Source organism: Nocardioides sp. N13(2025) (assembly GCF_051912545.1).
Taxonomy (GTDB): Bacteria; Actinomycetota; Actinomycetes; order Propionibacteriales; family Nocardioidaceae; genus Nocardioides.
Genome location: NZ_CP196809.1, coordinates 3,284,174 through 3,297,559, shown reverse-complemented (window position 1 = coordinate 3,297,559; position 13,386 = coordinate 3,284,174). Strand labels below are relative to the sequence as shown.

The following is a 13,386-nucleotide window of genomic DNA, read 5'->3' as shown; positions in this document are numbered from 1 at the left end:
TGCGCCTCAGTTCACGATCGCGACGTTCTCGACCTCGGTCTCGCGGGCGTCCTCGCGGTAGGTCGCCAGCCTGGTGCGCACCTGGTCGAGCGCCTCGGCGAGCTTCTCGATCCCGTCGCGGAGCTTCTGCTGGTGCTCGAGGTGGGCCAGGTGCGACTCACTGGTCTCGTCCCAGCCGGGGGTGAGCTTCTCGACCTCCTCGAGGAGGTCGTCGACCTGGGTCCTGAGCGACGTCGTGGCGTCGGCCAGCGCCGACTCGATCGCGGACAGGGACCCCTGGTGCACGACCAGGCCGCGCTCGCTCATCGAGGACCTCCGCCGAGGCGGTCGGCCAGCTGGCCCGCGCGCTGGGCCTGCTCGACGTCGTTGGTGGCGTGCTCCTGCGCGACGTACATCAGGCTCTGGGAGTAGCCCTCGAGGATCGGGCCGAGGGTGATCGCGACGTTGAACCACTCGTTGACCGCCTCGCCGAACCCGGCCGCGGCCTGACCCTTGAAGCCCTGGCCCGCCTCGGCCTCGACGGTCGCGCCGAGCTCGCGCAGCGTCTCCTGCAACGGCTCCACCGCATCGGCGACGGCCTGCGCGGCGGCCTGCATCTCGGCGTAGACAAGTCCGACGGCCACGGCCGCCTCCTCTCTCGGTCACACGTCACTCGGGGTCGGTGTCGCCCTCCTACCCCGGGCAGGCGGCGTTCACACCACCAGCCTGCCGCAGGGTGAGCGGTTTACCGGCGGCGGCGTGGGGGAAACTCCCGACCATGGCGTCGTACGACTACGAGGTGGACCTCGAGAGCATGGGCAAGGCCGCCCAGGGGCTCAACGAGACGCTCCAGCTCTTCAAGGACAAGGACGTCGAGGACCTGGTCCCCTCGAAGGGCGACGTCGGCAGCGACGTGGTCCGGGACGCGCTCGACGAGTTCAAGGGTCGCTGGGAGGAGGGCGTCAACAACCTCTGCCAGGACGTCGAGGAGATGGCCGGGCGGCTCGGCAAGATCGCGATGAACTACTTCGAGACCGACAAGGCCGGCCACGACGCCCTCTCCGCGCTCAAGGGCACGATCGCCGCGGTCAAGGTGATGTGAGGTGCCGGACTTCGAGATCGAGGGCAGCCCGGGCAACATCCGCGCCAAGGCCGTGCTGATGGAGCAGAAGGGCCAGCTCTTCTACGACACCGGCGACGCCCTGGCGAAGATCGACGTCTCCGGCTGGACCGGCCGCGCCGCGGACGAGTTCCGCGAGGCCCACGACCTCGAGCCCGAGCGCTGGATCAAGGCCGGCAACGGCTTCAAGAGGGCCGCGGCCGGGCTCACGACGTACGCCGGTGAGCTCGAGAGCGCGCAGTCGCGCGCCGAGTGGTCGCGCAAGGAGTACGAGCGGGGCCAGCAGGAGTCGGAGAGCGCGCGCGCCCAGTACGGCTCCTACATGGACCGGATGCGGTCCTACTGGAGCAGCGGCGGCACCGACCAGGCGCAGCCCTTCGTCGACTGGGGCGACCCGATCCAGCAGGAGGCCCTCCAGGAGCTGGCCGCCGCACGCGCCGACCTCGACGACGCCGCCCACGTGTGCGCCGGTCAGGTGAGGGCGGGCTGTGCGGACGCCCCGGAGGAGCCCAACTGGCTCGAGTCCGGGCTGAAGTTCGTCGGCGGCATCCTCGAGGGCGCCGGCGAGGCCGTGTGGGACCTGCTCACGATGGTGCCGTTCAGCCCGGTCAACATGGTCATCGACTCCTACAAGCTCGCGGCGGGCGACCTCACGCCCGAGGAGCTGATGAAGAAGTACGAGCTGTCCGCCGAGAGCGCCTGGGACATGGCGCAGGGCATCTACACCGGCCTGACCACCGACCCGGTCGGGTTCGGCAAGGAGCTGGGCAAGTCGCTGCTCGACTGGGACACCTGGGCCGACGACCCGGCGCGCGCGATCGGTCACCTCGTCCCGGACGCCGTCGTCGCCGTGGCGACCGGTGGCACCGGTGCGCTCGCGACCCGCGGCGTCAAGGGTGGTCTCGACGCGCTCGACGCCCTCGGTGACATGGGCAAGCTCCGCCACCTCGACGACCTCGGGGACCTCGCCGACCTGCGGCACCTCGACGACCTCGGCGACGGCTCGCGCCTCTACTCGATGATGGACGACGTCCCGCACCGCGCGACGTACGCTCCCGAGCAGCTCGGCCGCAGCCAGGTCACCGACGACCTGCTCTCCAGCCACGGTCTCACCCGCGACGAGGCGATCGACCTCATCAACAAGCCGGTGTCGCAGCTCACGCCCGACGAGTGGCGCACCATGCGGGCCCTGCAGGGCGACATCGCCAGGCCCGACGCCAGCACGGTGATGCAGAAGGTCGTCGCGCCGGAGGTGGCCGACCGCTACCTCATGGGCCGCGACCCCGGCTTCGACGCCACCGAGGTCCGCGGGTCGGTGACGCGTGCCGACGACACGAGCCAGCTGACCACGCCGGCGCAGATCCACGACGGCCTGCGGCTCGACTACGACAACACGCCGTTCCGCCCCGACGACGACAGCACGCACCTGATCCGCTTCACGACCGACGACCCGCGCTTCGAGTCGCCGCTCCGTTCGGAGATGGGCCAGACGACGCACGGGTCCTACGACGGCTGGAGCGACCCCTTCACCGGCAACGGCTTCACCAAGGCCGGCGACGACATCATCCCCGAGTACCAGTCCTACCCGGACGCCGCCGGCAACGCCGGGGTGCCGATGAGGGACGGCGCCGAGATGTGGGAGGTTCTTCCCGACGGGAGCCAGCGCCTGACCGCCGTGCTGCGTGACGGCGAGTGGGTCCCGCAGGGCAACTAGCAGGGCAACCAGCAGGGCAACCAGTGGTGCCGGACGACCGAGGAGCGACGACGTGCAGGTGAGCCACGCCGAGGGCGAGTACCGCGGCCGGCGCTACGAGCTGCTCTTCCACGGTGACGGGTGGCGTGCGCTGGCCCACGGCGGCGCCCCGGCCAGCGACTTCCCCGACGCCCTCGAGATCGGCTCGAACAGCCGCGGCGACTGGGTGAAGCTGCCCGCCGAGCACGTGACGTGGTGGCGGGTGGGCGTCAGCGCGGTGTGGAAGGGCGAGCGCGTGGCGGTCGTCGGGCGCGAGCGCGACGGCACGGTCGGGGTGACCACGACCGATCCGCGCCGCGCGGCCGCGCTGGGGATCCCCGGCGACCAGCAGCAGGGCTGGCTCGGCAGGGCGCCGGTCGCCGAGCTGAGCGACGTCGAGGTGTCGGAGGAGAAGGTGTCATGACCAGCCGCAACGATCCCGACCGCCTGGTGCTGCAGAAGCTGCTCACCGCCGACCTGGGCAAGGCCATCGTCGAGGACGGCTACGACCAGGTCGGCGGCGTCGTGGTGAGTGCGGCCGACGCCGCCACCCTCGACACCCCTGAGCGGCTGCTGGCCGCCTACGGCTTCGAGGCGAACGGCCAGGAGCTCGTCGACGTGGTGCGCTTCGAGGTGCCCCCGCTCGCCCGGCTGGAGCGTCCGTCCGTCGAGGAGCGGTCCTGGCCGACGTACCCGACGGGCTTCCTGCGCGGGGACGCCGTCGTCCCGGTCTGGGAGCTCGGCCGCACGCGCTACCCCTACGGCGCCGAGTACTGGCGGATCCGCTCCGACGGCGAGCAGAAGTGCCTCTCGACCTACCAGGGTGCAGCGCGTGGGTGGCGCGGCGCCCAGGGCTGGCGGCCGTGGAGCCCGCTCGTCGGACCCCGCGCCCGGTGGCGTGGCGCCGAGCTCGTCGCCGACGTCGTCGGCGACGGCGTGCTGGTGAGCGTGAGGACCGACGCGGGTCCGGAAGGCTGGGAGGAGGTGCGGCCCGGAGTCTGGAGCGCGGCCCTGCCGCTGGGGGAGTGCGAGCTCTTCGAGGTCGTCCTGACGGCGACCTGGCGAGACGTGCCCGTGCGCGTGCTCGCGTCCGACGGCACCACGAGCCAGCTGCTGCTCCTGTCCGACGACGAGCAGCGGGCGGAGTCGGTCGGGGCACGCCTCGTCGAACCGGGGGTCTACGAGGCCGAGGCCGCGACGGACGAGCTGGCCGACGTGCAGGGCGTGACCAACGAGCTCCCGCAGCCGAGCCGCTGAGGCGTCACCCCCGGCGTACGCCGACCACCGTGCCGGCACGCGACAGCTCGACGGTCATCAGCACCCGCTTCCTGCCCGGCCTCGTCGCGCAGTAGGTGAACTCGCGACCGAGCCGCTGCCACGGCTGGCCGACGCGCCGCATCAGGGCGCGGGCCCGCAGGCCGGGGTCGGCCGCGCGGGTGAAGGCGCGCGCCGACAGGCGCAGGCCCGGGTTGCGGCACGAGTCGGGTGCGATCCCCCACGCGCGCTCCCACGTCTGGAGGTAGGCCTCGGCGCCGCGGGCGAGGTCGGCGCCGAGCGCGGCCCCGTCGACGCCTGCCACGTGCTCGGCGTCCTCCACCCAGTCGGCGTACAGGCCGTAGTGGGCGACGCCGTCGGTGTTGATGTCGAAGACCCGCTCGCCGCTGCGCTGCCGCTTGATCGTGACGTCGTGGAGGCCGGTGAAGGGGTACGTCACGGGGTTGCTCGCGTCGGCGCCGCGCGGGTCGCCCTGGGCGCCGAAGCCGTTCATGTCCGAGCCGAAGCCGAACCCGAAGTAGAAGCGCCGGTCTGTCCAGCCGAGGTGCTGGCGCCACTTCTCCACGAAGCCCGTGGAGTCCCCTGCGTAGGGAGCGACGAAGCCGCCGAGCCGGTAGATCCGCGGGTAGGCGTCGGGCGTCGACCAGGAGTGGGACGACACGACGCCGGGCGAGCGACCGGCGGCCTGCTGCTGCTCCAGGTAGTCGAGCGCGGCGTTGCGGCCGGCGACGCTCATGTGGTCGGGGTCGAAGAGGATCCTCTGGTCGATCATCGCGGACAGGAGCGTCTGCCCGAGCGGGCTGAGGCCGAGCTGGTTGCAGTGCGCGCCCGCCGGGTAGACGGGCGCGGGCTGCACGCCCGCGTCCCCGAAGAGCTTCCAGATCGCGCCGAAGATGGCGTCCTGCTCGGGGGTCCCCTGAGGGGGGCTGCCCAGGTCGCCGAGGTTGGGCGACTGGAGCTTGTCCTCCATGCCGGCCGGGTTGGTCGAGGGGCAGGTCCGCATCCGCAGGAACGAGCCGGTGCTGAGGAAGTTGGCGCTGTTGGTCAGCGGCCCGATGCTGCCGGAGTCGCCGGCGACGCCGGTGAACGCGTTGTCGAACTTGTTGGTCAGCTCCATCTGGCTGACGCCGAGCCGCTTCATCTCGGCGAGCTCGGCGAGCATCTGCTCCTCGGTGCAGGTGGGCCGGCCCAGCTGCACGTTGCAGCCCAGCGGCACGGAGGTCTCCATGCCCATCACCACCGCGAGCTTGCCCTGGTTGATGACCCTCCGGGCCTCGAAGGGGTCGGTGACGATGCGGTACCAGCCGCGGCCGGGACCGCCGTACTGCGCGTCGATGTAGTCCTGCATCGCGCGCATGTCCTTGGCCTGCAGCCGCACCGCGTCGCGGTCGTCGCACGAGTTCTTCTTGAGCGGGTAGACGGTGCAGAGGATGTGGTTCTCGGTGAGCAGGCTGGTGTGGATCCGTAGGCCCGCCCGCCACGAGCGCTCCAACCACTTGTAGTAGACCTGCTGGTGGGTCAGCGAGTGCGGGTTGGGCCAGTAGGAGAAGGTCGGCCAGCCGACCGGGTCGTGGCCGGTGCCGGGGGTGTGGCCGGCGAGCGCGTCCTCGAGCAGCGCGCCGCGGCCGTCGGCGACCTGGTGGTCGGGGCAGTCGACGAGCGCAGCGGCGGCGCCGTACCTGTGGAACGGAGGGCTGCAGATCACGCGGCCGCCGAGGAACTCGTGGGTCTGGCCGTGGACGTGCGGGTCGACCCAGCCGCGGACCTCCTGGAAGGACGTCACGCCGCCGAACGGTCGACCTGACACGTTGGTCTGGACCTCGGGGAAGGCGGTGCAGCCGTCGGTGCGACGCAGGGCGAACGACTCGGCGTCGCCGGTGGCGAAGCCCGATCCGGTGCGCCGCAGCGAGCGCCCGTCGGCGAGGGTGAAGGTGAAGCGGCCCTTGCCGGTCCTGTGCGCCGTCCAGTCCGCGTCGGGCGACGGGGCGGTGGCCCAGCCGGCGGTGTCCGGGCCGGTGGCTGCGAGGAAGGTGCGGTCGGCGGCATAGAGGAGGTAGGACCCCAGCCCGGTCGCCTGGAAGGTGACCGGCTGCCCGCCGAGGCGGTAGCAGCCGCCCGCCATGGCGTACACGCTCTCCGGCACCGCGCGACGCTTGCTGCGCAGCGGCACGCCGGTGAGCTGCGGCTCGCGCTGCGCCCGCTGCTTCGCCACCCGGGCCCGGCTGGCCGAGCGCTGGGCGGGCGTGGTCGGGTCGGGGTTGGCGGCCGCCTCGCCGCTGCGGCTGATGGCGTTCTTGGTCGCGGGGTCGTTGTGGGCATGGCCGTGGCCGTCGTCGGAGGAGGCGTTCGCAGCGGTGGTGGCACCGGCGACCACCATCCCCGCCGCGGTCAGCAGGGCGATGAGGCGGCGGTGCAGGGGGCGGGGTGTCGAGGTCACGGGGGCTCCTTGTCGTCCGCCCGCTCAACGACCGCCACCCACCGCCGGCTACGGGGACACCGGTGCGGGCGGTTTCTCGAAGGTCTCTCCCACGTTGGTCGAAGATCGCACCGGGCCCGCGCGCGCGGCGTAGCCTCCGAACGACGAGCGGGGGCTCGTGCGGATCAAGGGGTGTGGGGCATGCGCAGGTTGCTGGTGGTCGTGCTGACGCTGGTCGCCGTCCTGGTGGCGACGCCCGCTGGCGCTCGCCCGCAGCTCGAGGAGCGCACCTCCCTCACGGCCACGGCCTCCCTCGGGCGCTTGTCGATCCCGGCGATCGGGGTCAACGCCGGGATCATCGCGGTCGGGGTGACCAGGACCGGCCACCTCGCGATCGGCGGCAGCGTCCGCGACGTCTACCGCTGGCGCAGCGGCGTGCAGCCCGGGCAGCAGGGCAGCGCCGTGCTCGCCGGCCACACCTGGTCGAAGGGACCCGGGGTCTTCGACAACCTCGGCCGACTGCGACCGGGAAACCTCGTGGTCGTGGGCGTCAACCGCTTCAAGGTGACGCGCGTGCGCAAGGTGACGGGCATGTCCCGCCAGGCGGTCGCGGAGCTGTTCTCCGACCGCGGCAAGCCCCGCCTCGTGCTCATCACCTGCGGTGACCGCAACAACCTCACCGGCGTCTACCGCACTCGCATCATCGTCAACGCGAGGCTCGTGCGCCGCCGCTGAGCCTCCTGGTCAGCCGCGTCGCGGTCGCGGTGACCGCGGCGGCGATCGCAGCCACGTCCGCACCCGCGTCGCTGGGGAACGTCACGGCGACACCCGCGACGGGGTGGTCGTTGTGGTCGAGCACCGCCGCGGCGACGCTCTGCAGCCCCGGAGTCACCTCGCCGTCCTCGGTCGCGTGCCCGCGCTGGCGCGTCGCGGCCAGCACGGCCCGCAGGGCGCTCAGCGACGCCGGGCCCTTGCCGTGGCGGTCGACGAACGCGTCCCGGTCGGGGTAGAGCGCGCGGACCTGGCTGGCGGGCAGCGCCGCGAGGATGGTGCGGCCCGACGCGGTGAGGTGCGCGGGGAGGCGTACGCCGACATCGGTCACGAGCGGCGGTCGTCCGGGCGCGCGCTCCTCGATGACGTACAGCACGTCCCGGCCGTGGAGCACGGCCAGGTGGGCGGAGTGCCCGGTGCGGTCGACCAGCTCGGCCAGGGGTCGCCGGGCCAGCCGGGCCAGCGGCTCCTGCCGGGTGAACCCGCTGCCCACCTCGAAGGCCGCGACGCCGAGGCCGTAGCGGTGCTCGTCGGGAAGGTGCACGACGAAGCCCTCGTCGATCATCGTGTTGAGCAGGTGGTACGCCGTGCTGCGCGGCAGGTCGCACGCCCGCACGATCCGGTCGAGGGGGACGGGATCGGCCTGCGTGGCCAGGAACCGCAGCACCCGCAGTGCTCGGGTAGCGGCGGGGACCTGGCTCACGAGGCTGATCGTGGCACGTCCGCGTCAGTCGAGCTCCTCCATCACCGCCCTCGCGGTCCGGCGACCGATCGCGTAGGCGTCGGTCATCGCGTCACGGAAGTGCAGGCCGCTCCAGATCCGGGCGTTGAGGGCGTCGTACTCCAGCTGGGTCAGCGTGGCATAGGTCCGCGGAGCCGTGGGGAAGTTGCTCGAGCGCAGCTCGAGGGGTGTGGTCTCGCCGAGCCCGGCGCGGATGACCTCGACGGCGGGTGCGGTGAGGCACCCGTGGCCGCTGACGTAGTCCGAGTAGGGCGGGTTGGGCACGAACGGTGTCCACCCGGCCTCCGGCTGGGTGTCGGGGTTGCCGTCGTCGGCCGCCCCCGCGATCGCCTGGGACGGGCGCCAGAAACCGACGTCGCGCTTGAGCTGCCAGCACCTGATGAGCGAGTCGGTCATGGCGCCGTGCATGGCGGCGAACATCCACGCCGTGTCAGCGAGGGTCTTCGGGTGCGTCTCGAGGTAGCGGACCAGGGCGTCGCCCACCATCGTGGCCGAGTTGCTGTTGAAGAAGCTCGCGGTGTCGGACTGGGCCTGGGTGCGCACCTTGGAGCCCGTGCTGCCGAGCAGCTTCACCTCGTTGTAGTCCGTGGTGTAGTCGTCGCTGTCCAGCTCGTCGGGGCCGTCCACGCGAGCGAGCTTGTGCACGACGAGCGGGTCCATCGATCCGATCCAGGCAGCGAGCATGTCCGTCGCCGGTGGCGTCGGCTGCCAGACGCCGATTCCCGGCTTGAGCGTGTAGTGGATGGAGGTGTCGAGGTAGCCGTCGTCCTCGCGGTCCTCGATGAGCCGGTCCGCCACCTTCTGGCCGATCCGGACGCCGCGGTCCTTGGCGGTGCCGGCGGGCACCCCCGCCAGCGACGTGGCCAGGCGGGCGTCGAGGGCGGCCGCCGAGCCGGGCACGTAGTGGCGCAGCACGTCGTGGCCGGCGGTCGCCACGGCGGCCGTCTCGGAGCTGTCGTCGCGCCACGACGACCACTGCGCGGCGTCGTACATCGCGGTCGAGGTGTAGCCCAGCAGCGGGACGCCGACCGGGATCGGCGTCGCGGGGTAGATGGTGCCGAAGGCGGTGCGCTCCCAGTCGAGGACGACCTGCGCGCTCTCGGTGGACGGCGGCGGATGCGGGTGCGAGTGCTTGCGGTGCGGCCCGTCCGAGGTGGCGGGCGGTACGACCAGGGCCGCGCCGGCCAGCAGGACTGCCGAGACCAGGACGGCGCGCGCGCGAAGTGTCTTCATGGTGGGTCCTCTCGTCGGTGCGATGCAGGCCACCAGCGTGGGACGCGCGGCTGTCAGCCGGATATTCGCGTTTGCGCGAATATCTGCTCAGGCGAGCCGCTCCAGCCGCTCGAGCCGCTCACGGAGGTCGAGGTCGGGGTGGTCGCGACCCTGGAGGCGGGCCACCGCGGCCACCCTGCTGGTGACGCCGAGCTTGCGGTAGACGTTCTCGAGGTGCTTGCGGACCGTCGACGGTGCGACGAAGAGGGCAGCCGCGATCTCGGCGTTGGACTGCCCGGCAGCCACGTGGCTGAGCACGCGGCGCTCCTGCGTCGTGAGCGACACCGGCAGGGCCGGGGTGAGTCGTTCGCGGGACAGCCGGGCGAGCAGCGGCGCGAGCATGCGGAGCATGGCCACGTCGCGCTCGGTGAACGGGCCCTGCCAGCGGTCGAGCACGAGCTGCACCAGCCCGTCCGCCCCGTTGCGGAAGCCGATGCAGAGCCCGTCCCGCTGGCCCTTCAGGCCTCCGAAGCACGCCTGGGCGGCGAGCGGGTGCTCGCGCCAGTGCATGATGCCGAGGTAGTGCGGACCGTCGCTGGGCTGGGGGAGGTCGGGCTCCTCGCTGGTGTCGCAGCCGAGGAAGATGCCGCGGGTGAGCGTGTAGGTGCCGTCCTGGTAGACAGCGGCGACCTCGTCGGCGGGGATGAGCACGGCCAGCAGCTCGAGGACGTGCTTGGTCGGGAGCGGTGATCCCGGGCACGGCTCGGTGGCCAGCAGGTCGCGGAGGGCCCACTGCTCGCGGTCGTTGAGCTCGAGGCGTGGCATGGCAGATCCCGGTCCTCGATGCTATCGGCGAGGACCGGGATCAGTCAGGTTGCAGTCAGGGTGGTCCAGACGTGCGCGGGTGGTGTCACGGCATCTCCTTGGTTTCCCCGCCTATGCGGGGAAACCCCGACTTCCAGCGGCGTGCAAGCCCCCAGAAGTCCGCGACACGCTCGAGAGGTCAGGCCTTGTCGGAGTCCTTGGTGGAGTCCTGGGTGGAGTCCTGGCGGGTGAACCAGCCGCCACCGCCGTCGGTCTTCTCGATCGGCTTGCCCGGCATGTCGTTGCTGCCCGGCGTACGACGCGGGAGCAGGGGCGGGTTGCCGGCGGAGGTCTGCGTGGTGCTGGTCTCCGGCGCCGCCTCGGGCGCTGGCTCGGCCTGGGGCGAGGGCTCGAGCTCGGCGTTCACCTCGGCCGGCGGGGTCGGCATCTGGTCGACGGTGCCGGGGACCTGCGGCGCGTAGTCGTCAGCCTTGTGGTCGACCCGGGGGTCGAGGCGGTCGGCGGCGCGCACCTGGCTCTCGTGGGTGGCCTCGACCTGCTGGGCCTCGACCCGGGCCTCCCGGGCCTCGCGCTCGGCCTGCTCGGCGATCGCGCGGGCCTCCTCGGCCTCGGCCTCGGCGACGGCCGCACGCTCCTGGGCGGGAGCGATCGTGGCCTGTGCCTGGGTGGCGGCCTGCTGGCGGAGCTGGTCGGAGCGCTCGATGTTGCTCTGCCGGTTCTTCTGGCTGAACACGTAGTAGGACGCGGCGAGCACGACGACGAGGACGACGATGATGATGATGAGCGCGATCACGAGCACCTCTCGTAGGACAGGGAGCCCTCAGTCTGTCAGTGCGCACGGCGATGTCCAGCACCCCGCGCGAACGCCGATGCCCGGAACCGCGACGGCGGTCCCGGGCATCGGAGGGGTGTTCAGGCGCGGTGGGTGCCTGTAGGGCCGTCGGTGCGGCGCGGGTCGTCCGCGTCGAGGACGGTGTCCGGGTCGTTCGTCGTGTCGGACCTCGCGTCGGTACGACCGTCGGTCCGGGCGTCGGTCGCCGCGCCGGGGGCGTAGTCGTCGGACGAGGTGTCCACGCGCGGGTCGACCTGGTCGGCCGTCCGCAGCCGGTCCTCGTGCACGGCCTGCTGCTGCGTGGCGGCGACCTGGGCCTCGCGTGCCTGCTGCTCGGCGCGCTCGGCCTCGAGCCGGGCGCGCTCCGCCTCCACCTCGGCCTCCCTGGCGCGCACGTCGGCCTCCGGGATGGCGGTGGCGTGCTCGTGCGCCTCCTGCCGCAGCTGTTCGGCGTGCTCGACCTGCTTCTTCTTGCGCTGTTGTGCCACCAGCCAGGCGACGAGCGCCGCCACGACCAGGACGACGACCAAGACGATGATCCAGGTTGTCGTGTCCATCGCGAACCTCCTGCTCCGGGGCGCCCGCTGACCAGGTCGCCTCTCCTCACCGTCCCACAACGCGAGCGGCTTGGTTCCCTCCGTACGGGTGGGTGATCTTGTCTCGTATGCGAGACCCCTGTGCGCTCCGAGCCACTGGTGGCCCGTCGCCGGCGGGAGTTTGATGACGTCATGCAGAGCATCCAGGTCGGGGTGGGCCCCGTCTCCTTCGAGGACCTCATCCATGTCGCCCGTGGCGGTGCGCCGGTCGAGCTGACCGATGACGCGCTCAGCGCGATCGACCGCGCGCGGGCCGTCATCGAGACCCTCGCGGCGGCCGAGACGCCGACCTACGGCGTCAGCACCGGGTTCGGCGCCCTCGCCACCCGACACATCCCCACCGAGATGCGCGCCCAGCTCCAGCGCTCGCTGGTGCGCTCGCACGCCGCCGGCTCCGGCCCCGAGGTCGAGCGGGAGGTCGTGCGTGCGCTCATGCTGCTGCGGCTGTCGACGCTCGCGACCGGTCGCACGGGCGTACGGCGTGAGACGGCGCAGCTGATGGCCGGCCTGCTGACCCACGGCATCACACCGGTGGTGCGCGAGTACGGCTCCCTCGGGTGCTCCGGAGACCTCGCGCCCCTGTCGCACTGCGCCCTCGCGCTGATGGGCGAGGGCAAGGTGCGCGACGCCGACGGCACGCTGATGCCCGCCGCCGACGCACTCGCGGCCGCCGGACTGGTGCCGGTCGAGCTCGTCGCCAAGGAGGGACTGGCCCTCATCAACGGCACCGACGGCATGCTCGGCATGCTGGTCATGGCCATCACCGACCTGCGCATGCTGTTGCGCACCGCCGACGTCGCCGCCGCGATGAGCGTCGAGGCCCAGCTCGGCACCGACCGCGTCTTCGCCCCGGAGCTGCAGGCCATCCGTCCGCACCCCGGGCAGGCGCTGTCGGCCGCCAACCTCACCGCGATGATGGCCGACTCCGCGATCGTGGCCTCGCACCGCACCGGGCCCTTGAACACCGTGGAGTGCAACCGCGTCCAGGACGCCTACTCGCTGCGCTGCTCGCCGCAGGTGCACGGCGCCGCCCGCGACACGGTCGAGCACGCGGCGACCGTCGCCGCCCGCGAGCTGGCCAGTGCCATCGACAACCCGGTCGTGATCGGGGAGAGCGTCGAGTCCAACGGCAACTTCCACGGTGCTCCGGTCGCCTACGTCCTCGACTTCCTCGCGATCGTCGCCGCCGACGTCGCCTCGATCAGCGAGCGGCGCACCGACCGCTTCCTCGACAGGGCCCGCAGCCACGGGCTGCCGCCGTTCCTCGCCGACGACCCGGGCGTCGACAGCGGCCACATGATCGCGCAGTACACCCAGGCCGCGATCGTCTCCGAGCTGAAGCGCCTCGCCGTCCCGGCCTCCGTCGACTCCATCCCCTCCAGCGCCATGCAGGAGGACCACGTGTCGATGGGCTGGAACGCCGCACGCAAGCTGCGGACGTCGGTCGACGGGCTCGCCCGCGTGGTCGCCGTCGAGGTGCTGACCGCGGCCCGCGCCCTCGACCTGCGCGCCCCCCTGACCCCCTCGCCCGCCACCGGGGCGGCCGTCGCGCTGCTGCGGGGGTCCGGCATCGAGGGCCCGGGCCCCGACCGCCACCTCTCGCCCGAGATCGAGACCGCTGTCGGCCTCGTCAAGTCCGGCGCCGTGCTCGCCGCGGTGGAGGGTGTGGTCGGCCCGCTGGACTGAGGTCACACGCAGCAACCCTTCTCGCGTCGATGCAGTTGTGCCGTTCATGAGACGCAGCTCGCGGCCGCTACTACGTTCCTTCTCATGCGAAGGAGCATGTTCGGAATCGTCCTGATGGGCATCCTCGCCCTGTCCGGGGTCGGACCCGCGGTTCAGGCGTCGCCGGAGGCTGGAAGTCCGCGTTCCGCAACCGCGCCCTC

14 protein-coding genes are annotated in these 13,386 nt (G+C 72.3%); 6 read left to right on the top strand and 8 right to left on the bottom strand.

Features of this window, described 5'->3' with window-relative positions:
- Positions 1–6: 6 nt before the first annotated feature.
- Both ACS3YM_RS16010 and ACS3YM_RS16005 read right to left on the bottom strand, forming a co-directional pair.
- A complete protein-coding gene (locus tag ACS3YM_RS16010) occupies positions 7–306 on the bottom strand; it encodes a WXG100 family type VII secretion target (RefSeq protein WP_439937425.1) in 300 nt (99 codons plus the stop codon).
- On the bottom strand, positions 303–623 hold the full coding sequence (locus tag ACS3YM_RS16005; protein WP_439937424.1) for a WXG100 family type VII secretion target: 321 nt from the start codon (positions 621–623) through the stop codon (positions 303–305). The genes ACS3YM_RS16010 and ACS3YM_RS16005 overlap by 4 nt, the downstream gene beginning before the upstream one ends.
- A gap of 134 nt (positions 624–757) precedes the next feature.
- Between ACS3YM_RS16005 and ACS3YM_RS16000 the strand changes: the two genes are divergently transcribed.
- From ACS3YM_RS16000 to ACS3YM_RS15985, 4 genes are read left to right on the top strand one after another with little or no spacing between them, the layout of a single operon-like run.
- Positions 758–1,081 (top strand): hypothetical protein, encoded by a 324-nt coding sequence (locus ACS3YM_RS16000; protein ID WP_439937423.1) that lies wholly within the window; start codon positions 758–760, stop codon positions 1,079–1,081.
- Position 1,082: 1 nt separating this feature from the next.
- The gene (locus tag ACS3YM_RS15995; RefSeq protein ID WP_439937422.1) at positions 1,083–2,813 is read left to right on the top strand and encodes a putative T7SS-secreted protein; all 1,731 of its coding nucleotides are present in this window, start codon (positions 1,083–1,085) and stop codon (positions 2,811–2,813) included.
- A gap of 52 nt (positions 2,814–2,865) precedes the next feature.
- Positions 2,866–3,255, top strand: a complete 390-nt coding sequence (locus ACS3YM_RS15990) for a hypothetical protein (protein ID WP_439937421.1) — start codon at positions 2,866–2,868, stop codon at positions 3,253–3,255.
- Positions 3,252–4,088 carry a hypothetical protein gene (locus ACS3YM_RS15985; protein WP_439937420.1) on the top strand — a complete coding sequence of 279 codons (837 nt, stop codon included), beginning with the start codon at positions 3,252–3,254 and terminating at the stop codon, positions 4,086–4,088. The genes ACS3YM_RS15990 and ACS3YM_RS15985 overlap by 4 nt, the downstream gene beginning before the upstream one ends.
- Before the next feature lie 4 nt (positions 4,089–4,092).
- Here ACS3YM_RS15985 and ACS3YM_RS15980 read toward each other — a convergent pair whose 3' ends face one another.
- Entirely contained in the window at positions 4,093–6,543 is a 2,451-nt protein-coding gene (locus ACS3YM_RS15980; protein ID WP_439937419.1) for a peptidase, read from the bottom strand.
- Between the two features lie 180 nt (positions 6,544–6,723).
- Here ACS3YM_RS15980 and ACS3YM_RS15975 point away from each other — a divergent pair, with 180 nt between their 5' ends.
- Positions 6,724–7,257 (top strand): class F sortase, encoded by a 534-nt coding sequence (locus ACS3YM_RS15975; RefSeq protein WP_439937418.1) that lies wholly within the window; start codon positions 6,724–6,726, stop codon positions 7,255–7,257.
- On the opposite strand, the gene ACS3YM_RS15970 is transcribed toward ACS3YM_RS15975, so the two are convergent.
- The 5 genes from ACS3YM_RS15970 to ACS3YM_RS15950 form a co-directional block, all read right to left on the bottom strand.
- A complete protein-coding gene (locus tag ACS3YM_RS15970) occupies positions 7,229–7,996 on the bottom strand; it encodes an IclR family transcriptional regulator (RefSeq protein WP_439937417.1) in 768 nt (255 codons plus the stop codon). The genes ACS3YM_RS15975 and ACS3YM_RS15970 overlap by 29 nt on opposite strands.
- A gap of 24 nt (positions 7,997–8,020) precedes the next feature.
- Positions 8,021–9,268 (bottom strand): vanadium-dependent haloperoxidase, encoded by a 1,248-nt coding sequence (locus ACS3YM_RS15965; RefSeq protein ID WP_439937416.1) that lies wholly within the window; start codon positions 9,266–9,268, stop codon positions 8,021–8,023.
- Positions 9,269–9,355: 87 nt separating this feature from the next.
- Positions 9,356–10,072 (bottom strand): response regulator transcription factor, encoded by a 717-nt coding sequence (locus tag ACS3YM_RS15960; RefSeq protein ID WP_439937415.1) that lies wholly within the window; start codon positions 10,070–10,072, stop codon positions 9,356–9,358.
- Between the two features lie 178 nt (positions 10,073–10,250).
- The gene (locus tag ACS3YM_RS15955) at positions 10,251–10,865 is read right to left on the bottom strand and encodes a hypothetical protein (protein WP_439937414.1); all 615 of its coding nucleotides are present in this window, start codon (positions 10,863–10,865) and stop codon (positions 10,251–10,253) included.
- Positions 10,866–10,984: 119 nt separating this feature from the next.
- Complete coding sequence (locus ACS3YM_RS15950; RefSeq protein WP_439937413.1) at positions 10,985–11,461, bottom strand: hypothetical protein; 477 nt, start codon at positions 11,459–11,461, stop codon at positions 10,985–10,987.
- A gap of 171 nt (positions 11,462–11,632) precedes the next feature.
- Here ACS3YM_RS15950 and hutH point away from each other — a divergent pair, with 171 nt between their 5' ends.
- The gene (gene hutH, locus ACS3YM_RS15945) at positions 11,633–13,186 is read left to right on the top strand and encodes a histidine ammonia-lyase (RefSeq protein WP_439937412.1); all 1,554 of its coding nucleotides are present in this window, start codon (positions 11,633–11,635) and stop codon (positions 13,184–13,186) included.
- The last annotated feature ends 200 nt before the right edge of the window (positions 13,187–13,386 follow it).

Excerpts from the sequence above, each read along its gene's own strand:
- ACS3YM_RS16010 (WP_439937425.1), bottom strand. The coding sequence starts at position 306 with ATGAGCGAGCGCGGCCTGGTCGTGCACCAGGGGTCCCTGTCCGCGATC.
- ACS3YM_RS16000 (WP_439937423.1), top strand. The coding sequence starts at position 758 with ATGGCGTCGTACGACTACGAGGTGGACCTCGAGAGCATGGGCAAGGCC.
- ACS3YM_RS15985 (WP_439937420.1), top strand. The coding sequence starts at position 3,252 with ATGACCAGCCGCAACGATCCCGACCGCCTGGTGCTGCAGAAGCTGCTC.
- ACS3YM_RS15975 (WP_439937418.1), top strand. The coding sequence starts at position 6,724 with ATGCGCAGGTTGCTGGTGGTCGTGCTGACGCTGGTCGCCGTCCTGGTG.
- ACS3YM_RS15965 (WP_439937416.1), bottom strand. The coding sequence starts at position 9,268 with ATGAAGACACTTCGCGCGCGCGCCGTCCTGGTCTCGGCAGTCCTGCTG.
- ACS3YM_RS15960 (WP_439937415.1), bottom strand. The coding sequence starts at position 10,072 with ATGCCACGCCTCGAGCTCAACGACCGCGAGCAGTGGGCCCTCCGCGAC.
- ACS3YM_RS15950 (WP_439937413.1), bottom strand. The coding sequence starts at position 11,461 with ATGGACACGACAACCTGGATCATCGTCTTGGTCGTCGTCCTGGTCGTG.
- hutH (WP_439937412.1), top strand. The coding sequence starts at position 11,633 with ATGCAGAGCATCCAGGTCGGGGTGGGCCCCGTCTCCTTCGAGGACCTC.